Source organism: Arthrobacter sp. YD4 (assembly GCF_030410515.1).
Lineage (GTDB): Bacteria > Actinomycetota > Actinomycetes > Actinomycetales > Micrococcaceae > Arthrobacter.
Window position 1 is genome coordinate 230,416 of record NZ_JAUHHD010000002.1, and the last position, 21,499, is coordinate 251,914.

19 protein-coding genes are annotated in these 21,499 nt (G+C 69.5%); 14 read left to right on the plus strand and 5 right to left on the minus strand.

Going from position 1 to position 21,499, the window contains the following annotated elements:
* Positions 1-25 precede the first annotated feature (25 nt).
* Positions 26-1,900: a glycogen debranching N-terminal domain-containing protein gene (locus tag QWJ39_RS05395; RefSeq protein ID WP_290256698.1), complete on the plus strand. Its 1,875-nt coding sequence runs from the start codon at positions 26-28 to the stop codon at positions 1,898-1,900.
* Here QWJ39_RS05395 and QWJ39_RS05400 read toward each other — a convergent pair.
* On the minus strand, positions 1,897-2,616 hold the full coding sequence (locus QWJ39_RS05400; protein WP_290256699.1) for a phosphatase PAP2 family protein: 720 nt from the start codon (positions 2,614-2,616) through the stop codon (positions 1,897-1,899). The genes QWJ39_RS05395 and QWJ39_RS05400 overlap by 4 nt on opposite strands.
* Before the next feature lie 41 nt (positions 2,617-2,657).
* On the minus strand, positions 2,658-3,344 hold the full coding sequence (locus tag QWJ39_RS05405; RefSeq protein WP_290256700.1) for a YdeI/OmpD-associated family protein: 687 nt from the start codon (positions 3,342-3,344) through the stop codon (positions 2,658-2,660).
* Positions 3,345-3,386: 42 nt separating this feature from the next.
* On the opposite strand from QWJ39_RS05405, the gene QWJ39_RS05410 reads away from it, so the two are divergent.
* From QWJ39_RS05410 to QWJ39_RS05455, 10 genes are all read left to right on the plus strand, one after another.
* Positions 3,387-4,184 carry a VOC family protein gene (locus tag QWJ39_RS05410; protein ID WP_290256701.1) on the plus strand — a complete coding sequence of 266 codons (798 nt, stop codon included), beginning with the start codon at positions 3,387-3,389 and terminating at the stop codon, positions 4,182-4,184.
* Positions 4,185-4,230: 46 nt separating this feature from the next.
* Positions 4,231-4,770, plus strand: coding sequence for an NUDIX hydrolase family protein (locus QWJ39_RS05415; RefSeq protein ID WP_290256702.1), 540 nt, complete (start codon positions 4,231-4,233; stop codon positions 4,768-4,770).
* Between the two features lie 98 nt (positions 4,771-4,868).
* Positions 4,869-5,900, plus strand: coding sequence for a DUF6707 family protein (locus tag QWJ39_RS05420; RefSeq protein WP_290256703.1), 1,032 nt, complete (start codon positions 4,869-4,871; stop codon positions 5,898-5,900).
* A 63-nt stretch (positions 5,901-5,963) separates the two neighbouring features.
* A complete protein-coding gene (locus QWJ39_RS05425) occupies positions 5,964-6,689 on the plus strand; it encodes an SRPBCC domain-containing protein (protein WP_290256704.1) in 726 nt (241 codons plus the stop codon).
* A 102-nt stretch (positions 6,690-6,791) separates the two neighbouring features.
* Positions 6,792-8,090, plus strand: coding sequence for a tRNA guanosine(34) transglycosylase Tgt (tgt, locus tag QWJ39_RS05430; protein ID WP_290256705.1), 1,299 nt, complete (start codon positions 6,792-6,794; stop codon positions 8,088-8,090).
* Positions 8,091-8,112: 22 nt separating this feature from the next.
* On the plus strand, positions 8,113-8,862 hold the full coding sequence (locus tag QWJ39_RS05435; protein WP_290256706.1) for a dienelactone hydrolase family protein: 750 nt from the start codon (positions 8,113-8,115) through the stop codon (positions 8,860-8,862).
* 216 nt (positions 8,863-9,078) lie between these two features.
* Entirely contained in the window at positions 9,079-10,041 is a 963-nt protein-coding gene (locus tag QWJ39_RS05440) for a type IV toxin-antitoxin system AbiEi family antitoxin domain-containing protein (protein WP_290256707.1), read from the plus strand.
* Between the two features lie 114 nt (positions 10,042-10,155).
* On the plus strand, positions 10,156-10,815 hold the full coding sequence (locus tag QWJ39_RS05445) for a TetR family transcriptional regulator (RefSeq protein ID WP_290256708.1): 660 nt from the start codon (positions 10,156-10,158) through the stop codon (positions 10,813-10,815).
* Positions 10,816-10,841: 26 nt separating this feature from the next.
* Positions 10,842-11,744 carry a TIGR01777 family oxidoreductase gene (locus QWJ39_RS05450; RefSeq protein ID WP_290256709.1) on the plus strand — a complete coding sequence of 301 codons (903 nt, stop codon included), beginning with the start codon at positions 10,842-10,844 and terminating at the stop codon, positions 11,742-11,744.
* Between the two features lie 146 nt (positions 11,745-11,890).
* Positions 11,891-12,166, plus strand: coding sequence for a hypothetical protein (locus tag QWJ39_RS05455; RefSeq protein ID WP_290256710.1), 276 nt, complete (start codon positions 11,891-11,893; stop codon positions 12,164-12,166).
* A gap of 87 nt (positions 12,167-12,253) precedes the next feature.
* On the opposite strand, the gene QWJ39_RS05460 is transcribed toward QWJ39_RS05455, so the two are convergent.
* Entirely contained in the window at positions 12,254-13,669 is a 1,416-nt protein-coding gene (locus tag QWJ39_RS05460) for an MFS transporter (RefSeq protein ID WP_290256711.1), read from the minus strand.
* Between the two features lie 142 nt (positions 13,670-13,811).
* Between QWJ39_RS05460 and QWJ39_RS05465 the strand changes: the two genes are divergently transcribed.
* The gene (locus tag QWJ39_RS05465) at positions 13,812-14,660 is read left to right on the plus strand and encodes a hydroxymethylpyrimidine/phosphomethylpyrimidine kinase (RefSeq protein WP_290256712.1); all 849 of its coding nucleotides are present in this window, start codon (positions 13,812-13,814) and stop codon (positions 14,658-14,660) included.
* A 12-nt stretch (positions 14,661-14,672) separates the two neighbouring features.
* Here QWJ39_RS05465 and QWJ39_RS05470 read toward each other — a convergent pair whose 3' ends face one another.
* Entirely contained in the window at positions 14,673-16,421 is a 1,749-nt protein-coding gene (locus QWJ39_RS05470; RefSeq protein ID WP_290256713.1) for a pyruvate dehydrogenase, read from the minus strand.
* Between the two features lie 176 nt (positions 16,422-16,597).
* The gene (locus QWJ39_RS05475) at positions 16,598-18,109 is read right to left on the minus strand and encodes a helix-turn-helix transcriptional regulator (RefSeq protein ID WP_290256714.1); all 1,512 of its coding nucleotides are present in this window, start codon (positions 18,107-18,109) and stop codon (positions 16,598-16,600) included.
* Positions 18,110-18,251: 142 nt separating this feature from the next.
* Here QWJ39_RS05475 and aceA point away from each other — a divergent pair, with 142 nt between their 5' ends.
* Both aceA and aceB read left to right on the plus strand, forming a co-directional pair.
* Positions 18,252-19,583 carry an isocitrate lyase gene (gene aceA, locus QWJ39_RS05480; RefSeq protein ID WP_290256715.1) on the plus strand — a complete coding sequence of 444 codons (1,332 nt, stop codon included), beginning with the start codon at positions 18,252-18,254 and terminating at the stop codon, positions 19,581-19,583.
* A 209-nt stretch (positions 19,584-19,792) separates the two neighbouring features.
* Positions 19,793-21,457: a malate synthase A gene (aceB, locus tag QWJ39_RS05485; protein WP_290256717.1), complete on the plus strand. Its 1,665-nt coding sequence runs from the start codon at positions 19,793-19,795 to the stop codon at positions 21,455-21,457.
* Positions 21,458-21,499 lie beyond the last annotated feature (42 nt).

Consider the following 21,499-nt stretch of genomic DNA (forward strand, 5'->3'; position numbering starts at 1 on the left):
GACCTCCGGGTCCTAGGCTGGTCGGATGAGCGTACAACCGGCCCTGCACCGCCAGCACTGTTCCGTGGCCGCCCCCACCCAGCTCTGGCTGGACGCCGAGGGCCGGCTGGCCGACGGCGGCGGCTGGTTCACCGGCCTGCTCCACGGGGACACCCGGATGCTTAGCCGGGCCGAGACCACGGTCAACGGCTTCGCCCCGGAACCGGCCACGGTGGAGCCGGCGCCCGGCGGGGTGCTTACCGTGCGCGGCCTGGTCCGCGGCATCGAGGGCCCCACCGAGGATCCCGCCGTCGAGCTCGTCCAGACCTGGACCGTGACCCCCGGCGCCGTCCGCGTCTCGCTCCGGCTGGCCACCTCGCTGCCGCAGCTGGACGCCGAGGTCCGGGTCCGGCTGGCGGCCGACTTCACGGACATGGCCGCCATCCGGCTGGGCCGCTTCCGCGAGCCGCTGGAGCCCGTGTCCGCGGATGGGTCCTCGCTGCGGTGGGCCGAGGAGGGCAAGACCCTGACCGTCGCCGCGCCGGACCGGGTGGAGGACGGTTGCCTGGTCTGGCGCGGCACCGCGTCCGCCGGGCGCCCGATGGAGGCCGAGTGGCAGGCCACCCTGACCGACACCGGCGACGCCGTCGTCCCCGCGCACGTCCCGGCGGCCCGGTCCGTCCGCGACCGCCCGGCCGGGCCGTTGGGCGCCCTGCTGGATAACTCGCTCGACGAGCTGGACGGGCTGCGGCTGGCCACCCGCACGGCCCCGGACGCCCCGTTCCTCGCCGCCGGCGCCCCCTGGTACTTCACCCTGTTCGGCCGGGACTCGCTCTGGGCCGCGCGGCTGCTGCTGCCCTTGGACGCGGCCCTCGCCGCGGGCACCCTGCGTGCCCTCGCCGCCTACCAGGGCACGAAGACGGACCCCGCCGCGGCGGAGGAGCCCGGCAAGATCCTGCACGAGTTGCGGGCCAAGGAACTGATTCTCGAGAGCCAGGCGCTGCGGCTGCCACCGGTGTACTTCGGCGCCGTGGACTCCACGCCGCTGTGGCTGTGCCTGCTCGGCGAGCTCGGCCGCGCCGGCACCGACGACGCCGCGGTCCGCTCCCTCCTGCCCAACGCCGTGCGCGCCGCGGACTGGCTGCTGGCGGCCGGGGCTGCGGGGCGGGACGCCGGCAACGGCGGGTTCCTCAGCTACCAGGACACCTCCGGCCACGGGCTGAGCAACCAGGGCTGGAAGGACTCCCGCGACGCCATGCAGTTCCGCGACGGGCGCCAGGCGGACGGGCCGATCGCCCTCGCCGAGGTCCAGGGCTACGCCTACCAGGCCGCCCTGGAGGCCGCGGACCTCTTCGACGCCTACGGCGAACCGGGCGCCGCGGAGCTGCGGGACCTCGCGGCGGGGCTCAGGGATGCCTTCCGCGAGCGCTTTTGGGTGGAGGACGACGGCGGCCGGTTCCCCGCCATGGCACTGGACGGCCACGGCACCCCGCTGGATGTTCCCGGCTCGAACATGGGCCACCTGCTCGGCACCGGGATCCTCGACCCCGCCGAGTCCCGGCTGGTGGCGGACCGGCTGCTGAGCCCGGAGCTGTTCTCCGGTTACGGCCTGCACACCCTCTCCCGCCGGGCCACCGGGTTCTGGCCGTTCAGCTACCACTGCGGATCGGTCTGGAGCCACGACACGGCCATTGCGGTGCGCGGACTCCTGGCCGAGGGATTCACCGAGGAGGCGCGGGTGCTGGCCGAGGGGCTGCTGGCGGCGTCCGCGGCCTTCGGCCACCGCCTCCCGGAGCTCTTCGCCGGCGTGAGTGCGGCGGAGTCGGGCACGGCGGTGCCGTATCCGGCCTCGTGCCACCCGCAGGCGTGGTCCTCGGCCTCGGCAGTGGTCCTGGCGCAGGCCCTCGGGGTGGCCTTCTAGGCGTCCGGCGACGTGCGCCGGGCGCTGCGGAGCCCGTCGACCAGGACCGCGACGCCGGCGAGCGCCACCGCCAGGCCCAGAGAGGCCACCACGTCGGTCAGCCAGTGGTAGCCCAGGTAGAGCCGGCTGAAGCCGACCACCAGCGTTCCCAGCACGGCACCGGCCAAGGCCAGGGCCGCCGTCGAACGCCGTGCCGGGCGGGCGGCCGCGCTGCCGAGCAGCAGGTACCCGAGGACCAGCAGGAACACCCCAGCGCCGAGCGTGTGGCCGGAGGGGAAGGACAGCGCGTCGTCCGGGCCCATCAGGAAGTCAGAGGCGGACGGCCGGGCGCGGGAGACCATCTGCTTGACCAGGGTGGTGGCACCGGCCGCGGCCAGCACCGCCGCCAGGAACAGCCCTGGCCGCCAGAGTTCGCGCCGGAGCAGGGCCCAGCCGAGGGCCAGCAGGCCGCCAATCACCGTGAGGACGGCCGGCGCGGTGACGGTGCTGACCGCCGTGAGGACGGCGGTGGCCAGCGGGGACCGGTGGTCCACCAGGGCGTCGTGGATCCCGCCGTCGAATACGGCCAGCCCGGAGTTGGTCTGGATGCTGGCCACCATCAGCCAGAAGACGGCCTCCCCGGCCACCAGCAGGGCCGCCGCGGAGAAGAACACCGTCCGCTGCGAGGGCGGGGTCCGGAGGGCTCCGCGCTGCTGCTGGCGTTCGGTAATAGGCACTGGTCCACCTTGCCACATCCGGCTGTCCGCCCTCCGTGCGGTTACCGGGAACTCCCCGGGCCCGAATCCTCCGGGTCTTGGTTCGCAGGGCGCTGATTCTCCGGGCGCTGGTTCTCCGGGCGCTGATTCTCCGGGCCGCGGGGTTTGCGTGCCTGCGGGTGCGGGGTCTCGTGGCGGGCCAGCATCTCGACGAACCCGGCGATCTTCCGCTCCCGGGTTGCGGCCTGCTTCACGGCGTTGGTCCGGTAGATCAGCGCGTACCGGTTGACGGAGGTGAGGACCTCGAACATGGCCTGCGCCCGAGGGTCCGCCGCGATCGCCGCGGCAAGGTCCGCCGGCATCTCGGCGGTCGCCTGCCCCTCGTAGGCGGCCTCCCAGCGGCCGTCCGCCTTGGCGCTCTCGACGGCGGCCCGGCCCGCGGGGGCCATCCGCCCCTCCGCCTCGAGCCGCGCGATCCGGTCCACGTTCCGGGCCGACCACACACTCTTCGGACCCCGGCGGGTCATCCGCTGGAACGAGCTCTCCTCGTCCCGGCGCCGGCCCTGCCCGTCGATCCAGCCGAAGCAGAGGGCCTCCTGCAGGGCGGCCTCGTAGTCCAGCTCGGTGACCGAGCCGCCCTTCTTGTGCAGCACCAGCCACACGCCGGGGCTGGTCCCGTGGTGCTCCTGCAGCCATGCCCGCCACGCGGCGGCGTCCTTCACCAGCAGTTCCATCAGCTCAACAGCCATGGCACTATTGTGCTCCCGGCCCACACCCACGAGGGAGACCCCATGCTGCGCGTCCGTCCCATCCACTACACCTCCCGCATGGACGAGTGGGAGCGGCTGCTGACCGCGCTTGGCCTGGTCAAGACGGTGGACGACGCCACCTGGCGCGAGTTCGACGCCGGGTCCGGCCGCCTGGCGCTGCATTTCGCCGAGGCCGGCTCCGCGGAGGACGGCAGCACCGATTTCGGCGTCGAGGTCGGGGACCTGGCCGAATTCGCCCGCCGCACGGCGGAGTCCGCCGGCACCGCCGGGGCTCCCGACGGTCCCGGCCAGGGCACCCGGGCGGATGTCCTCGACGCCGAGCACGGCTCCACCTGCAAGATCACCGCCGCCGACGGGTTCAGCTTCCTGGCCGACGCCGCGGTCCGCGCGGCCGACGGCGGCTGGGGCGGCGCGCCGGACGCCGACCCGGACCTCGCCGTCGTCGGCCTCTGGTTCGCCGCGGATCCCGCCGTCGCCGCCCGCACGCTGCGGGACATCGGCGCCCGCCCGCGCCCTGTCCCCGGCACCGGGGCCGCCACCGGCAGCGCGGAGGAAGCCGAGTCCTTTACCGCCAAGAACGGCGGGATCCTGATGATCGGGACGGGCGCACCGGGTGCGGGACAGGCTGCGGCGGGGCTCGCGTTCGAGTACGCCGGCGACCTCGGCGAACTGCGCCGCCGGCTTGAGAGTGCCGGGGAGGATGCGGCCCTGGTGGAGGAGTCCCCGGTCCCGCTGCTGCACCTGGCCAACCCGGACGCGGAGGCCGGGGCCTCGCATGCCCACCCGCTCTGGATCTCCCGGGCCCCGGCGGCGGACTGACCCGGTCCACCACGTCCGTCCAGCCCGGATGGGGTAGAACTTAAGCATGAACGTGCGCACCCCCGACCCGAATCCCGGCTGGCTCTCCGACGACGACCTCTTCGAGGCCAGGGGCCGGTTGCCGATGGTCTACGTCGAGGCCGTGCCGGTCCGGCTGGACCCGCTCGGGTTCGTGAACGAGGTGGGCACGCTGCTGCAGGCCGACGAGGACGGCACCATGGTCCGCTCCCTGGTCTCCGGCCGCGTCCTGTACCGCGAAACCATCCGCGCCGCACTGCTGCGGCACATGGAAAAGGACCTCGGCCCGCTGGCGTTCCCGCAGCTGCCGGTCAGCCCCGTGCCGTTCACCGTGGCCGAATACTTCCCCTCCCCCTCCCACACCGGCTACACGGACGACCGGCAGCACGCCGTCGCCCTGGCTTACGTCATCCCGGTCACCGGCGAGTGCTCCCCGCGCCAGGACGCGCTCGAACTGACCTGGATGACCCCGGATGAGGTGCTCCGCTCCGACGTCCAGCTTGAGTTCAGCGGCGGCCGCGGCGCCCTGATCCGCCAGGCCCTGGCGTTCGCCGGCGTCGGCCACTAGCTTCCGCGGCGCCGAGGCCCAGCCGTCCCGCGTCCCCGATCCGGCGCGCCGGTCTTTGTAGACTGGTGGGCGGACCGAAAAGAATTTGAGGACTCCAGATGACCCACCCCACAGCTTCCGTGAACTATGGAGAACGGCAGGCGGGATCTCTGCGGACCGGGGATCTGCTGCTCCTGCCCGACGCGACGCGCACCGCCGAAATCGCCAGCGTCGCCGTCGATAACGACGACTTCGGCACCCCCGCCCTGGTGCGGGCCACCCTCACCGGCGGCGGCGTGCTCAGCATCGCGGCCGGGTCCACGGTGCTGATCCAGGAACCGGAATCCTCGGGAGGATCAACCGCGTCGGCCGGCGATTCCCCCGCCGACATTCCTTCAGCTCCCGGTGCGGCGGAGTCCGTCTCCGCGGCCGACGCCGGCGCCCCCGCGCAGGCCGACGGCCTCGAGTCCCTGCCCGCCGTCGTCGTGCCCCCGCCGCCCGCTTCGCCGCCCGCCGTCGTCGGCCCCAGCGAAGCGGACCTGGCCCTGATCCCCACCGCCGAGGGCACGCCCGAATCCGTCGTGGAGGCCGCCGCCGCGGCGCATCCCAAGGATGCCGGGGTGCTGTTGCTCAGCGACCGGCTGGCCAAGGGCATCAATACCAAGTCCGGCAGCTGCCTCAAGGACCTCAGCGACCTGGCCCACGAGCTCTTCGTGGTCCTCGGCGACGCGGAGCACGCCCTGGCCGTCGCGGACCTGCTCACCGTGCTGCCGTTCGACGGCAACCCGGGCCGCTGGGCCTCCGTGGAGGCCGCCCTGGCGCTGGCCAGCTATATCTGCCGGCAGCGCGGCGACGACGAACGCGCCGCCGTGTACGAGAAGTTCCTCCGTGCCCCCGACGCCATGGAAACGGACCCGTTCAAGGCCCGGATCAACGCCAAGGTCCGGCAGCGGTCGTTGAACGAGCCGAACCTGTACGACAAGGAAATCTTCCGCGCCATCGACAACTCCAACCGGGACGCCGAGCGGGAATGGCGCCTGCTGCGGCTCGAGGCCCTGCTGTTCCTGCGCGCCCACGGCGGATCCCAGACCATCGGGGGCGCCGAACTGGAACGCCGGATCACCAACGAACTGGATTTCGTCCGCGGCTGATCACCGGCACTTCGTCCGGCCCGGCCCTACCCGCGGGGATGGGGTCGGAGTACATTCGGGCCCATGACGAACAATCTGTCCGTGGTGATCAACGCCGACGCGCAGCAGGTCTGGACCATGCTGCGGGAACCCGCGAAGGTGGCCCAGTGGCACGGCTGGGAGGCCGAGGACCAGGCGGCGGAGATCAACGCCATCTACTTCGGTCCCAAGGTCATCGAAAGCGCGGACCACACCTCCCTGGTGGTCGACGGCGGTGACATCTTCACCCTCAAACCCGTCCCCGGCGGCACCGAGGTCAGCATCACCCGCGCCGCCGTGGACCACAACTCCGAGTGGGCGGCCTGGTACGAGGACATCACCCAGGGCTGGTTGACCTTCCTGCACCAGCTCCGTTTCGCCCTCGAACGCCATCCAAACGGCCTCCGGAGGACGCTGTTCTTCGCCGTCCCGGGCACCGCGGGCTCGGTGATCGACAAGCTCGGCGTGGGCGATGTCCCGGCCGCCGGCGAGCCGTACTCCGTGACCCTGGCCACCGGGGAAGCGGTTTCGGGCAAGGTCTGGTTCCGCAGCAACCACCAGGTGGGCCTGACCGTCCAGGGCTACGCCGAGCACGGCGAGGGCCTGGTGATCATCGCAGACCAGCCCGCCATCCCCGAGCTCCGGCCCGACGGCGGATCCCTGGTGATCGTGTCCACATACGGGCTCGGCGCGCACCGGCTTGAGGAGATCCGCGCAGGATGGGATTCCTGGCGCGCGGCGAACTACCCCTCCACCGACCCCGTCGCCTGAGGCGGAGCACCCGGGGCGGCGCACCTGGGAGGCGCACCCAGCGCGCCCGGGGCCACCCTCCCTGAGGTGGGGCTTCGGCGCGGCAACTGGCAAACTTGAACGGTGCCTGCGAATCCTGAAACCAACCCCTCCTCCGCCCTGCCCGCCAAGCAGTCCGACTTCTCCTTCCGGGTGGGCAAGCGCCTGAGTGAGACCTGCTCGCCGTCGCCGGAGCAGGTGGCGGAGAACGGCGGGGCCTTCCTGGGCCGCACCGGCACCATCAGCACCCCGCACGGCGAGATCCAGACGCCCGCGTTCATCGCCGTCGGCACCAAGGCCACGGTCAAGGCCGTGCTGCCCGAAGCCGTCGCGGACCTCGGAGCGCAGGCCGTCCTCGCCAACGCCTACCACCTCTACCTGCAGCCCGGCGCGGACATCCTGGACGAGGCCGGCGGCCTGGGTGCCTTCATGAACTGGCAGGGGCCCACGTTCACCGACTCCGGCGGGTTCCAGGTGATGAGCCTGGGGTCCGGTTTCAAGAAGGTCATCGACATGAAGTCGGTGGACCACTCCGGCCCGGACGACGCCGTCGCCCCCGGCAAGGAACGCCTGGCCCACGTGGACGAGGAGGGCGTGTGGTTCAAGAGCCACCTCAACGGCGACAAGCACCGGTTCAGCCCCGAGATCTCCATGAATGTCCAGCACCAGATCGGCGCGGACATCATGTTCGCCTTCGACGAGCTGACCACCCTGCAGAACTCCCGCGGTTACCAGGAGGAATCCCTGGAACGCACCCGCCGCTGGGCCGAACGCTGCATCACCGAGCACTTCCGGCTCACCGGGGAACGCACCGGCAAGCCGTACCAGGCGCTGTTCGGCGTCATCCAGGGCGCCCAGTACGAGGACCTGCGCCGCAAGGCCTGCCGGGACCTGGGCGCAATGAACTTCGACGGCTTCGGCATCGGCGGGGCGCTGGAGAAGGAGAACCTGGGCACGATCGTGCGCTGGTGCAACGAGGAACTGCCCGAAGACAAGCCTCGGCACCTGCTGGGCATCTCCGAACCGGACGACATCTTCACCGCGATCGAGAACGGCGCAGACACCTTCGACTGCGTCTCCCCCACCCGGGTGGCCCGCAATTCCGCGTTCTACCACCCGGACGGCCGCTTCAACCTCTCCGGCGCCAAGTACAAGCGCGACTTCGGGCCGCTCCAGGAGGGCTGCGACTGCTACGCCTGCCAGAACTACTCCCGGGCCTACATCCACCACTTGTTCAAGTCCAAGGAGATGCTCTCCGCCACGCTGATCTCGATCCACAACGAGCGCTTCGTGGTGAAGATGGTCGACGACGCCCGGCTCGCCATCGAGGACGGCAGCTTCTTCGAGTTCAAGGCCGAGACCCTGCGCCGGTACTACTCCTAGGACCGTCGGGTAGGCTGACCCGATGTTCATCGAGATTCCTGCCGCAGACGGCACAGCAGAGGCCATCGTCGCCCGCCCCACCACCGGTGAGGGCCCGTTCCCGGGCGTCATTTTCTACATGGACGCCTTCGGCCTCCGCCCGCGCATCCAGGAGATGGCGCAGCGGATCGCCGACTGGGGCTACGTGGTCCTGGCCCCGAACGTCTTCTACCGCGAGGGCACGGCCACGGAGCTGGCACCGGCCGGCGACATGAGCACCCCGGAGGGCCGCGAGGCCGCCGGAGCAGCCGCGTTCCCGCGCGTCGGCCGCCTCACCAGCGACAAGGCCGTCCCGGACATCGACGCCTGGGTCCGTGATCTTCGCGAGCTCGACGGCGTCGCCGAGGGACCGATCGGCGTCACCGGCTACTGCATGGGCGCCCGCCTCGCGGTCCGCACCGCCAACGCCCACCCGGACCAGGTCGCGGCCTGCGGCGGTTTCCACGGCGGCGGCCTCGCCACGGACGAGCCGGACAGCCCGCACCTGGGCCTGGAGAACGCGCGGGCCACCTTCGTCTTCGGCCACGCGGATAAGGACCGGAGCATGGACACCGACGCCGTCGCCCGGCTGGGTGAGGCGCTGAACGCCGCCGGCCTAACCGCGAGCAACAAAATCTACGAGGGCGCCCCGCACGGCTACTCAATGGCGGACACCTCCGCCTTCCACCCCGAGGCCACCGAGCGGCACTTCCGCGAACTCCGGGAGCTGCTGGACTCAACCCTCAAGGGCTAGGGCGCAGGGCCGGGTCTAGGGCTAGGAACCCGGGTCCCTCCGGCGTCGTTCCCTGCCCTTCCCTTCCCCGGCCTCCCCTGCCCGCCCATTTCGACGGTTCCCTGCCACCTAGACGCTCCTGAACGTCTACCCGGCGGGGAACCGTCGAAGCGGCGGGTATCCACATAACCACGGTGAGCCCTGGCTGACACGGGATGCCTTACCGAAGCTGGTGGCATGGCCCCAACACTTCCGCCGACACCGGACCTGTGGCGCACGGACCATCTCCTTGCCGCCGGATTTACGTCCCGCACCATCGCCCGGCTGGTGCAGGATGGCAGTCTCGTCCGGGTGCGCCGCGGCTGCTATGCCCGTGGCGACTGGTGGCGGGCCCTCAACGGCACCGCCCGGCGTCGTCAACTGGTCTTCGCCCACGCGTTGGGGACACTGACGACGTCGGCGGGCGCCTTCGCCTACAGCCACCTGTCCGCTGCCGCCCTCCACGGCCTGAACCTGTGGAAGGCCGAGCAGCGCGTCCATCTCACCCAGGCGGGCACACCGTCCCCGGTCTCCCATGGGCGCGACGTCGCCGCCCATACCGGCGCCCTGTCCAGCGGTGATCTGTGTTTCGTGGCGGGGTTGCCCTGCACGTCGCTGGAACGCACGGTGGTGGACTGTTGCCGGATGTTCTCCGTGCAGCAGTCCGTCATCCTGGTCGACCACGCCGCCCGGCTTGGCGCCGACATGGACCTGCTGCGATCCATGTGCGCAGGGCTCGCCGGGCGAAACGGCGTGCAGGCACTGCGCCGCGCCCTGCAATTGGCTGACCCAAGGGCCGAGTCGGCCGGCGAAAGCCTGACCCGGGAGTTGTTGGACCGCTTGGGGATCGAGCCGCCCGAGCTGCAATATGTCGTGCGCACGCCGCTGGGCGAGCACCGGATGGACTTTGCCTGGCCGGAGCTCCGGGTGGCTCTGGAGTTCGACGGGCGGGCAAAGTACTTCGACTACGGTCCGGTGGCGGACGCCGTCTTTGCCGAGCGGCGGCGCGAGAAGGCCCTGATGGAGCAGGGCTGGACCTTCCTAAGGATCGAGTGGAAAGACCTGTTTAACGAGGTGGAATTCAAATACCGGGTCCTGCGCGCCCTCGGCAAGGCCAGGGAGGGTGCCGCGAACCCGCTTCGACGGTTCCGCGCCGGATAGACGCTTCCGCCCATCGGTCCGGCGGCTAACCGTCGAAACGGGGGCCAGAACGACTTATTGAACATGTTCAAATAAACTGCGATACTTTCTGAACACGTTCAGAAATGGGGAATCATGGCGGCGAAGAGCGAACAGACCCGGCAGCGTGTGGCCGAGACCGCGTTGCGGATGTTCCGTGAGATCGGTTTCGAGCAGACCACCATGCGCGCCATCGCGGCTGAAGCCGGAGTGTCGGTCGGAAACGCCTATTACTACTTCGCCTCAAAGGATGAACTCGTCCAGGAGCTTTACCAGCGGATCCAGGCCGACCACGCCGCCCGGGCGGCGGAGGCCCTCGACGGGATCCACGACCTTCGCGACCGGCTCAAGGCCACCTTGCATGCCGGACTGGACACCATGGCGCCCTACCATCGCTTCGGCGCCGAATTCATCGCCACCGCAATCCGCCCCACGTCCCCGACCAACCCCTTCAACCCGGCCTCGTCCGATGCCCGAAAGGCAGCGCAGCAGATCTTCGTCGACGTCGTCGAGGGAGCCACACCCGCGCCGCCGCGCCGCCTGCGCTCCGAACTGCCCGGCCTGCTCTGGATGGCCTACATGGGAGTCACCCTGTTCTGGGTCTACGACACCTCGGAGGGCCAACGCAGGACCCGGATTCTGGTGGACGGCATCGCCCCGCTGGTGGCCCGGGGGGTCTCACTGGCCCGCATCCCCGGAGTGGGAAAGATCCTGGACGACGCGATGAGCCTCGCCCGCGCGCTCCGCACCGACTGACGCACCATCACCGAATCGGGGGATTCATGGAGAACACGACAGTAGTCATCGCCGGGGCATCCGGTTTCATCGGGACCTACGTCTCCCGTCGCTTCGCCGAGGACGGGTGGAACGTCAGGACCATTGGCCGGTCCCAGCGAGCGTCGGCGGCGTGGGGCGACAACGCCGCAATCACGACGGCGCTGGAAGGGGCCGACCTGCTGGTCAACCTCGCCGGACGCACGGTGGACTGCCGGTACAACCGCCGCAACCGGGCCGAGATCCTTGAGTCCCGGGTCTCCACCACGGGCGCCCTGGGAAGAGCTCTTTCCCGGTGTTCCGCTCCCCCGCGGACCTGGCTCAACGCCAGTACCGGCACCATCTACCGTGACGCCCGCGACCGGCCACAAACCGAAGACGACGGCGAGCTCGGCGAGGGATTCTCCGTCAACGTGGCCCGCGCCTGGGAAGCGGCCCTGGCGGAATCCCCCGCGCCGGTGACCCGGAAGGTGGCCCTCCGAATCGCCATTGTCCTTGGCCCGGGCGGCGGCGTGATGCGGCCGTTCGCAGCTCTGGCCCGGCTGGGTCTCGGCGGCCGCATGGGCGCCGGCGCCCAGAAGTTCAGCTGGATCCACGTCGAGGACCTGTACCGGACCATCCGCTTCCTCCACATCCGGAAAGAGCTGGAAGGGCCGGTCAATGTTGCCGCGCCGGCCGCCGTCAGCAACCGTGAGCTGATGCGGTCGGTGCGCCGCGCCTACAGGATGCCCCTGGGGCTGCCCACGCCCGCCTGGCTGCTGAAGGTTGGCGCGATCGTCATCCGCACCGAAACCGAGCTGGTCCTGAAAAGCCGGTGGGTCGAGCCCCGCAAGCTCCTCGACGCGGGCTTCACCTACCGCTACCCGACACTCGATGGGGCCCTGAACGCCAGCCGCGGACGTCAGGGATGAACCGCCCGATCCGAGTGGAATTGGTCCCGAGTGCCGTCTGGGTCGGGATTCTGGTCACCCACGTCGCCTTTTGCCTAGTCTTCAGCCTGGAGACTCTGTTCCTGCCGCCGTCAGCACTCGACGCAGGGTCCCTTTTCCTTGCCGCAATGATGTTTGGGGCCATACCCGCCGTCGTCGTTGGCTGGGCGCTAGGCCACCCCTTGGGCGTCTTCCTCGAGCCGGTTCGGAACCAGTGGTGGCATGTGGGCGCCTTTGCCGTGCTCGGCGGAATCATCACAATGCCGTTTGGCGTCTTCGAAGACCCGCCCATGCCTCTGGCCACGATCGCGATGGTCCCCGCGGCGGCCCTGGGCCGGTTCAGCGTTTGGCGCCTGGCCCGCATCAGGAACGACGACGGCGCGGCGCCGGCTCTAGGGGTCTGATCCCGCAGCCGGCTCCGCGCCGTCGTCGTACTTATCCGACTCTTAGCCGGGGCGAACCCTCGGCCGCACTTTGCCCGTTTCGACGGTCTACCGCCGCGGGGTGTCCAGGACGCCGTCGTCGTCCCGCCCCGGCGAGGCGGCAACGCCCGCGCCCACGGCCGCCGGCTGGTCCCAAGCGTGGCCCTGTTCGTGGTCCAGGTGCGTGGACTTCTTGTTCTTCAGCGCGAAGATGTATACCAGCAGCGAGATCGCGATGGCCACCGTGACGTAGGTGAAGAACAGGTCTTCCCGGCCCTCCTTTTGCAGCGCCGCGCCGATCAGCGGGACGGTGCCGCCGAAGAGCGAGTTGGCGATCGCGTAGCCCAGGCCGACGCCGAGGGCGCGGATGGAAGCCGGGAACAGCTCGGCCTTCACCAGGGCGTTGATGGAGGTGTAGCCGCCGACGATCAGCAGCCCGCCCATCATCAACAGGAAGGCCGTGAACGGGTTCTTGGTGCCCGCGAGGGTGGAGAGCAGCGGCCAGGTGAAGAGGACGCCGGTGATGCCGAACCAGAGCAGGAGCGGCTTGCGGCCCACCTTGTCCGAGATGATGCCGTAGACAGGCTGGAGCAGCATGAAGATGAACAGCGCCCAGAAGTTGATCACCGAGGTGTCGGTCTTGGCGATGCCGGAGGTGTCATTCATGAACTTCAGGATGAAGTTTGTGTAGGTGTAGAACGCCACGGTGCCGCCGAGGGTGATGCCGATGCAGACCAGCAGCGGCTTCCAGTAGCTGGTGAACAGCAGCTTCATGGTGCCCGGCTGGGCCTGGCCCGGAACGGCGGGGACCTGGGCGGCCTTGATCTGCTCCTCGGAGACGGTTTCCTCCATGGAACGGCGCAGCCACAGAACCACCAGCGCCGCGACGCCGCCGATCGCGAACGGGATCCGCCAGCCCCACTCGCCGAGGTCGGCCTTGGGCATGACGTTCTGCAGCACCACCAGGACCAGCAGGGCCAGCATCTGGCCGCCGATCAGCGTGACGTACTGGAAGCTGGAGAAGAAGCCGCGGCGCTTGGTGGTGGCGGCCTCGGACATGTAGGTGGCGCTGGTGCCGTATTCGCCGCCGACGGAGAAGCCCTGGAGGACGCGGATCAGGACCAGCAGGATCATGGCCCACAGCCCGATCACCTGCTGGGTGGGCAGGATCGCGATGGCGAAAGACCCGGCGGACATCATCGTCACGCTCAGGGTCAGCGCCGCCTTGCGGCCCTTGCGGTCGGCGTAACGGCCGAAGAACCACGCGCCGATGGGGCGCATCAGGAACGACGTCGAGAAGACGGCCATGGCCTCGAGCCCGGCCTGCAGGTCGTCCTTGGAGTTGAAGAAGTGGGACTGGAAATAGGCCGCGAAGGCCGTGTAGACGTAGACGTCATACCATTCCACGAGGTTGCCCGCGGAGCCTTTGAGGATGTTGCCGACGGCCTTCCGGGTCTGGGCCGCTTCGGTCGGTTGGGTGCTCATCGATGAACCTTCCTGGATTCGGCGCCGCCAGCGAGCAACGCCGCCCGCCACCTTACGTCCCGTGATCCAGAACACTCCCGTTTAGTTCATATTGGTCACGCGCACAATGCGGAGTACTTTTCGGCAGTGGCAGGATGGAGCCATGACTTCCAACGCCGTGGACACCCAGACCACTCCCGCCGTCGCCCTGACCATCGCCGGTTCCGAGGCCACCGGCGGCGCCGGCGCGCAGGCGGACCTGAAGACCTTCCAGGAACTCGGTGTCTTCGGGATCGTGAACCTCACCTGCATCGTCTCCTTCGACCCGAAGGACAACTGGAACCACCGCTTTGTGCCGGTGGACCAGCAGGTGATCGCCGACCAGCTGGAGGCGACGACGGCGGCCTACGGCGCCGGGTCCGGCGCGCCGTCGGTGCTGGACACCGTCAAGATCGGCATGCTGGGCAGCCCCGACACCATCTCCACCGTGGCCACCGCCCTGTCCGAGGGCGCCTTCCGCAACGTGGTGCTGGACCCCGTGCTCATCTGCAAGGGCCAGGAGCCGGGCCACGCCCTGGACACCGACCAGGCGCTCAAGGCGCAGATCCTGCCGCTGGCCACCTTCGTCACGCCGAACCACTTCGAGGCCGAGTCGCTCTCCGGGCTGGAGATCACCGACGTCGAATCCCTGACGGCCGCGGCCGTGCGCATCCACGAACTCAGCGGCGCCGCCGTGCTGGCCAAGGGCGGCGTACGCCTGGCCGGACCCGACGCCATCGACGTCTTCTACGACGGCGAGACCCTCGAGGTGCTCTCCGCCCCGAAGGTAGGCGACGTCGCCGTGTCCGGTGCCGGCTGCTCGCTGGCCGCAGCGGTCACCGCCGAACTGGCCAAGGGCGCCGCCCCGCTGGAGGCAGCCCGCGCCGCGAAGGACTTCGTCACCGCAGGCATCCGCAACCGGGTGGCCTCCGGCGCCCCGTTCGACGCCCTCTGGCAGGGCGGCCCGCGCTAAGCCTGGACCGCCTTACCGCCGCGGGATGTTCCGCAGGTTGCTGCGGGCCATGCTGACGGCCTCGCCCGCGCCGCGGTTGAGCACCACCTTGGACATCGCCGTGGCGAAGCCCAACACCTGCGCGCCCTTGATCTTCGGCGGGATGGACAGTGCCTTCGGGTCCGTGATCAGCTCCACCAGCGACGGGCCGGGGTGGGCGAAGGCTTCCCGGTAGGCGTCGGCAATCTTCGCCGGATCGGTGACCCGGACCGCGTGGAAGCCCAGCGCCCGGGCCACCTGCGCGTAGTTCGCGTCCGGGACGTCCACGCCGAAGTCGGGCAGGCCGTCCACCAGCATCTCCAGCTTCACCATGCCCAGGGTGGAGTTATTGAACACCACCACGTTGACCGGCAGCCGGTGCGCGGCCACCGTGATCAGCTCGCCGAGCAGCATGGACAGGCCGCCGTCGCCGGAAACCGAAACCACCTGGCGGCCGGGATAGGCCAACTGGGCGCCGATGGCGTGCGGCAGCGCGTTGGCCATCGAGCCGTGCAGGTAGGAGCCGATCAGCCGCCGGGTGCCCAGCGGGTTGATGTAGCGGGCGGTCCAGACGTTGCACATCCCGGTGTCGGCGGTGAAGACGGCGTCCTCGGCCGCGATCTGGTCCAGCAGTGACGCCGCGTACTCGGGGTGGATGGGCTGGGTCTTCTCCACCTTGCGCGTGTACGCCCCGACGGCCTTGTTCATCAGCCGGTCGTGTTTCTTCAGCATCGCATCCAGGAAGCGGCGGCTCTTCTTCGGCGTGACCAGGGGCATCAGCGCGGCAAGGGTGGGCAGCACGTCGCCGTGGACCGCGACGTCGACGTCGGTGCGCCGGCCCAGGTTCTCCGCGGCACGGTCCACCTGCGCCGTCCTGGTCCCGGGCAGGAACTGGTCATACGGGAAATCGGTGCCCAGCAGGATCAGCAGGTCCGCGTCCTCGATCCCCTCAGCGGCCGCCCCGTAGCCCAGCAGCCCGGTCATGCCGATGTCATAGGGATTGTCGTACTGCATGAAATCCTTGCCGCGCAGCGAGTGGCCGATCGGCGCCTTCACCATTTCCGCGAGAGCGATCACCTCGTCGTGCGCACCCTCGACGCCGGCGCCGGCGAAGATCGCGACCTTGCCGGCGTCGTTGATGGCGTTGGCGAGCTCCCGCACGCTGGCCGGGTCCGGCACCATCACCGCCGGCCGGAATGCCGCGGGGGCCGGGGTTTCGGCGGCCACCTCCAGCCCCGCGATGTCACCGGGCAGGGTCACGACGGCGACGCCGCGGAGGGCGGTGGCGTGCTGGATGGCGCTGTGCATCACCCGCGGGGCCTGCTCGGCGGTGCTGATGAGCTCGGAGTAGACCGAGCATTCGTTGAAGAGCCGGTCCGGGTGGGTCTCCTGGAAGAAGCTGCTGCCGATCTGCTTGCTAGGGATGTGCGAGGCGATGGCCAGCACGGGAGCGCCCGAGCGGTTGGCGTCGTACAGGCCGTTGATCAGGTGCAGGTTGCCCGGTCCGCAGGAGCCTGCGCAGACGGCGAGCTTGCCGGTCAGCTGGGCCTCGGCCGCGGCGGCGAAGGCGGCGGCCTCCTCGTGCCGGACGTGGATCCAGTCGATCCCGCCCTTCGCGGCCCCGCCGGTCTTCCGGACGGCGTCCACAATCGGGTTGAGGCTGTCGCCCACGATCCCGTAAATCCGCTGCACGCCGGCAGCCTGGAGTTGTTCGACAAGCTGGGTGGCAAGTTCCTTGGCCATAGTGCACGCTCCCGGGAGATGAGTCGATGAGCTGACACTGGCCACAATAGTCGCCCCGCCTCCCTGCTCCACCCAGGGACGTGAGGGAGCGTCACCCGAAAACCCGCCCGACGTGAGGGAGCGTCACCCGAAAACCCGCCCGACGTGAGGGAGCGTCGGGAGGAGGGCTGGGAGCGTCAGGAACCGGAGTGGGCCTGGAGGAAGGAGTAGACCTCGGTTTCGTCCACGCCGGGGAAGGCTCCGGGCGGCATGGCGGCGAGCAGGTGCGAGTGGGCCCGGGCCGAGGGCCAGGCGTTGCCGGCCCACTCCGAGGCCAGAGCGGCGGGCGGGCGCTTGCAGCAGCTCTCGTCCGGGCAAGTGGACTTGGACCGCTCGGTGGTGTCCCGGCCGCGGAACCACTTCACCTGCGCATAGGGCACCCCCACGGAGAGCGAGAATTCGCCGTTTGCGGAGCGCTCGGTCCGGGCCGTGCACCAGTACGTCCCGGCCGGGGTGTCCGTGTACTGGTTGTAGGCGCTGAACTTGTCCGGGACATCGAACACCACGCGCGAGGTCCAGTTCCGGCACGACGGCTGGCCCTCGATGGCGCCGGTGTGGTCCTGCGGGAACGTCACGCCGTCGTTCTCGTAGGCCTTGTAGATGATGCCGCTCTTGTGCGTCTTCTGGAAGTGCGTCCGCAGGTCCAGGTGCTCGGTGGCGAGGTTGGTGAAGCGGTGCGCGGCCGTCTCGTAGGACACGGCGAAGGCGTCCCGGATGTCCTCGACGGCGATTTCCTTGGCCTGCTTGGCCCGCTGCAGGAATTCCACGGTGGCCTTCTCCGGCAGCAGCAGCGCCGCGGCGAAGTAGTTCGTGGCCACCCTCTGCATCAGGAAGTCACCGTAGTTGGTGGGCGTCTGGTGGCCCAGGACGTAGTGGCCCAGGGCCTGCAGCAGCACCGACCGGGGGTCGTGATCGCTGCGGGCGTTCTGCGTGAGGTAAATTCTGCGGTTCTTCAGGTCCGTCACGGACCGGGTGGAATGCGGCAGGTCGCCCACGTGATGGAGGCTAAACCCGAGGTGCGCGGCGATGTCCGCGATGACGTGGTGGGACAACGGACCGGAGGTGTGGCCCACGGCCGCGAGGACCTTCTGCGCCTCCGCCTCGTACTCGGGGAAGTAGTTGTTCCGCTCCCGCATCATGGCCCGCAGTTCGCCGTTGGCCCGGCGGGCCTCCTCGGGGGTGGCCACCTGCTCGTTGAGCCGTCGCTCCAGCTCGTGCTGCAGCCCCACCATGGACTCCAGCACATCCATTGGCAGCCGCGAGCTGATGCGGATTTTGGGCAGGTTCAGGGATTCATAGAGCGGGCTGCGCTGGTAGCGTTCCAGCTCGATTTCGAGGGCCGCGCGCCGGTTGGGCGGCTCCGCGCCGAGCAGTTCGTCGATGCTGACACCCAGCGCCGAGGCCAGGTGCTGCAGCAGCCCCAGCTTGGGTTCGCGCTTGCCGTTTTCGATCAGGCTCAGCTGGCTGGGGGCGGTGCCGACGGCGGCGCTCAGGTCGTCCAGGGTCAGGCCCGCCGCCTTGCGCAGGTGCCGGACCCGGCGGCCCATGCTGATCACGTCCACCTCGGGTTCGGCGGGGAGGGCGGGGGCTGCGGCCTGCCGGTTCCAGCTGCTCGGATGCATTTTTTGAGAATACGGGAAGAAGTGCATTTCTTTCCAGAGGTTTCTTCTAGAAAGCCTCTTGGAACTGCAGAAAAGTAGATCTCACAGAAAGTTTCACCGCTCCGGATTATCCGGCGGGTCCCCGCGAAGAGGCGGCCCCGCCGGCCCGGGCCATCAAAGGAGATCAGTAATGACCGCAGCATTTGAGCCCAACCAGCAGCCGTCCGCCCAGGACTCCGCCACCGAGCAGGCTGCCGCCCTGGAGCTCGAGTGGGCTGCCAACCCGCGCTGGGAAGGTGTCACTCGGGACTACTCGGCCGCCGACGTCGTCCGCCTCCGCGGCCGGGTCTCCGAAGAACACACCCTGGCCCGCCGGGGCTCGGAGAAGCTGTGGAAGCAGCTCACCGAGGAGCACAAGGAGGGCAAGTACACCAACGCCCTCGGCGCCCTGACCGGCAACCAGGCCGTGCAGCAAGTCAAGGCCGGCCTCCGCGCCATCTACCTCTCCGGCTGGCAGGTCGCCGCGGACGCCAACAACTCCGGCCACACCTACCCGGACCAGTCGCTCTACCCGGCTAACTCCGTCCCCACCGTGGTCCGCCGCATCAACAACGCCCTGCTCCGCGCCGACCAGATCGAGTTCTCCGAGGGCATCCAGACCGTCGAGGACTGGATGGTCCCGATCGTCGCCGACGCCGAGGCCGGCTTCGGCGGCCCGCTGAACGCCTACGAACTGATGAAGTCCATGATCCAGGCCGGCGCCTCGGGCGTGCACTGGGAAGACCAGCTCGCCTCGGAGAAGAAGTGCGGCCACCTCGGCGGCAAGGTCCTCATTCCCACCCAGCAGCACGTCCGCACCCTGAACGCGGCCCGCCTGGCCGCCGACGTCGCCGGCACCCCCACCGTCGTCATCGCCCGCACCGACGCCGAGGCAGCCACCCTGATCACCTCCGACGTCGACGAGCGGGACCAGGAATTCATCACCGGCGAACGCACCGCGGAGGGCTTCTACAAGGTCCGCAACGGCATCGAGCCCTGCATCGCCCGCGCCAAGGCCTACGCCCCGTACTCCGACCTGATCTGGATGGAGACCGGCACCCCGGACCTCGCCCTGGCCCGCAAGTTCGCCGAGGCCGTCAAGGCCGAGTTCCCGGACCAGATGCTCTCCTACAACTGCTCGCCGTCGTTCAACTGGCGTAAGCACCTCGACGACGACACCATCGCCAAGTTCCAGCGCGAACTCGGCGCCATGGGCTTCACCTTCCAGTTCATCACCCTGGCCGGCTTCCACGCCCTGAACTACTCGATGTTCGACCTCGCCCACGGCTACGCCCGGGAAGGCATGAGCGCCTACGTCGAGCTGCAGGAGAAGGAATTCGCCTCCGAAGCACGCGGCTACACCGCCACCAAGCACCAGCGCGAAGTCGGCACCGGCTACTTCGACGACATCGCCACCGCGCTCAACCCGAACGCATCCACCCTGGCCCTGGTGGGATCCACCGAAGAAGGCCAGTTCCACTAACGCTTACGACGGCGGCGCTTGCGTCCGGCCTTCGGTCCGGCGTTGCTCTGCCTGCTATTCCCCACGGCCGGCCTCGACCTCGCTGAGCGAGGACGACGCCGGCCGCAGGGCCCCTTTTACGCAGGCTGCCGCAACACCGGCACCTTCGACCTCGTGCGTACGTCACCAACCGCCGTCGAACTTCCTTCTTGCATTGAGGAGCAAATGAAATGAACAGCTTCACTGACAACTTCACCATCAACGGCATCACGTTGACCGCCCAGCCGATTTGCCGGCAGAGCGAGGTCCTGACGCCCGACGCGCTGGCCTTCATCACCAAGCTGCACCGGGCGACGGCGGAGCGGCGGCAGGAGCTGTTGCAGGCCCGGCGCGACCGGCGCCAGCAGATCACCCGGGGCCAGGATCCCCGGTTCCTCCCGGAGACCGCCGCCATCCGCGACGACCCCGAGTGGCGGGTCGCTCCCCCGGCACCCGGGCTGGAGGACCGCCGCGTCGAAATCACCGGCCCGGTGGACAAGAAGATGGCCATCAACGCGCTGAACTCCGGCGCGAAGGTCTGGCTCGCGGACATGGAGGACGCCTCCACGCCGTCGTGGCGCAACGTCATCCAGGGCCAGCTGAACCTCACCGACGTCCTGGAACGCCGGATCGACTTCACCTCCCCCGAGGGCAAGGAGTACAAGCTGCGCCCCGCCGAGGAACTGCCCACCATCGTGGTCCGCCCCCGCGGCTGGCACCTGCCGGAGAAGCACATGCTGATCGACGGCGTGCCGGTGGCCGGCGGGATCGTCGACTTCGGCCTGCATTTCTACCACAACGCCCGGCGGCTGATGGCCCAGGGCAAGGGCCCCTACTTCTACCTGCCGAAGATCGAAAACCACCTCGAGGCCCGGCTCTGGAACGACATCTTCATCCTGGCCCAGGACCTGCTGGGCATCCCGCAGGGCACCATCCGCGCCACCGTGCTGATCGAGACCATCACCGCAGCGTTCGAGATGGAGGAGATCCTTTACGAACTGCGCGAGCACGCCGCCGGGCTGAACGCCGGCCGCTGGGACTACATCTTCTCGCTGATCAAGAACTTCCGGACCCGGGGCCCGCGGTTCGTCCTGCCGGACCGTGACCAGGTCACCATGACCCAGCCGTTCATGCGGGCCTACACCGAACAGCTGGTGCGCGCCTGCCACAAGCGCGGCGCCATGGCGATCGGCGGGATGGCCGCGGCCGTCCCCAACCGCAAGGACGAGGCGGCCAACGCCATCGCCCTGGAGAAGGTCCGTGCCGACAAGACCCGCGACGCTGCCGACGGCTTCGACGGCTCCTGGGTGGCGCACCCGGACCTGGTGCCGGTGTGCCGCGAGGTGTTCGACGGCGTCCTCGGCGAACGCCCGCACCAGCTGGACCGGCTCCGCGAGGACGTCACCCCCGATGACCGCGCCCTGATCGACATCGCCTCCACCACCGGCACCATCACCGAACGCGGCGTGCGGATCAACATCGAGGTGGGCATCCGCTACATCGAATCCTGGCTCCGCGGTAACGGCGCAGTGGCCATCCACAACCTGATGGAGGACGCCGCCACCGCCGAGATCTCCCGCTCGCAGCTGTGGCAGTGGATCTTCTCCCGGGCCATCACGGACCAGGGCGACGTCATCACCCGCGACTGGATCGAGGACATGCTGGACGAGGAATTCGCGAAGCTGGAACGCTTCGAAGGGGACCGGTTCGCCGACGCCCGCGACATCTTCGAAGAGGTCACCCTCAGCAACGAGTTCCCTGCCTTCCTGACCCTGCCCGCCTACGACCGGTACCTGCACGAGGCCCGCGACGGTGCCGACTCGGCCATCAAGGCAGCGGACCTGGTGGCCGCCTAACCTGCGGATCCGCACAGGATCGCCCGCACAGAATTCCGTCCG

Excerpts from the sequence above, each read along its gene's own strand:
- QWJ39_RS05395 (WP_290256698.1), top strand. The coding sequence starts at position 26 with ATGAGCGTACAACCGGCCCTGCACCGCCAGCACTGTTCCGTGGCCGCC.
- QWJ39_RS05405 (WP_290256700.1), bottom strand. The coding sequence starts at position 3,344 with ATGGCTGTTGAGCTGATGGAACTGCTGGTGAAGGACGCCGCCGCGTGG.
- QWJ39_RS05410 (WP_290256701.1), top strand. The coding sequence starts at position 3,387 with ATGCTGCGCGTCCGTCCCATCCACTACACCTCCCGCATGGACGAGTGG.
- QWJ39_RS05415 (WP_290256702.1), top strand. The coding sequence starts at position 4,231 with ATGAACGTGCGCACCCCCGACCCGAATCCCGGCTGGCTCTCCGACGAC.
- QWJ39_RS05420 (WP_290256703.1), top strand. The coding sequence starts at position 4,869 with ATGACCCACCCCACAGCTTCCGTGAACTATGGAGAACGGCAGGCGGGA.
- QWJ39_RS05425 (WP_290256704.1), top strand. The coding sequence starts at position 5,964 with ATGACGAACAATCTGTCCGTGGTGATCAACGCCGACGCGCAGCAGGTC.
- QWJ39_RS05435 (WP_290256706.1), top strand. The coding sequence starts at position 8,113 with ATGTTCATCGAGATTCCTGCCGCAGACGGCACAGCAGAGGCCATCGTC.
- QWJ39_RS05440 (WP_290256707.1), top strand. The coding sequence starts at position 9,079 with ATGGCCCCAACACTTCCGCCGACACCGGACCTGTGGCGCACGGACCAT.
- QWJ39_RS05445 (WP_290256708.1), top strand. The coding sequence starts at position 10,156 with ATGGCGGCGAAGAGCGAACAGACCCGGCAGCGTGTGGCCGAGACCGCG.
- QWJ39_RS05450 (WP_290256709.1), top strand. The coding sequence starts at position 10,842 with ATGGAGAACACGACAGTAGTCATCGCCGGGGCATCCGGTTTCATCGGG.
- QWJ39_RS05455 (WP_290256710.1), top strand. The coding sequence starts at position 11,891 with ATGATGTTTGGGGCCATACCCGCCGTCGTCGTTGGCTGGGCGCTAGGC.
- QWJ39_RS05460 (WP_290256711.1), bottom strand. The coding sequence starts at position 13,669 with ATGAGCACCCAACCGACCGAAGCGGCCCAGACCCGGAAGGCCGTCGGC.
- QWJ39_RS05465 (WP_290256712.1), top strand. The coding sequence starts at position 13,812 with ATGACTTCCAACGCCGTGGACACCCAGACCACTCCCGCCGTCGCCCTG.
- QWJ39_RS05470 (WP_290256713.1), bottom strand. The coding sequence starts at position 16,421 with ATGGCCAAGGAACTTGCCACCCAGCTTGTCGAACAACTCCAGGCTGCC.
- QWJ39_RS05475 (WP_290256714.1), bottom strand. The coding sequence starts at position 18,109 with ATGCACTTCTTCCCGTATTCTCAAAAAATGCATCCGAGCAGCTGGAAC.
- aceA (WP_290256715.1), top strand. The coding sequence starts at position 18,252 with ATGACCGCAGCATTTGAGCCCAACCAGCAGCCGTCCGCCCAGGACTCC.
- aceB (WP_290256717.1), top strand. The coding sequence starts at position 19,793 with ATGAACAGCTTCACTGACAACTTCACCATCAACGGCATCACGTTGACC.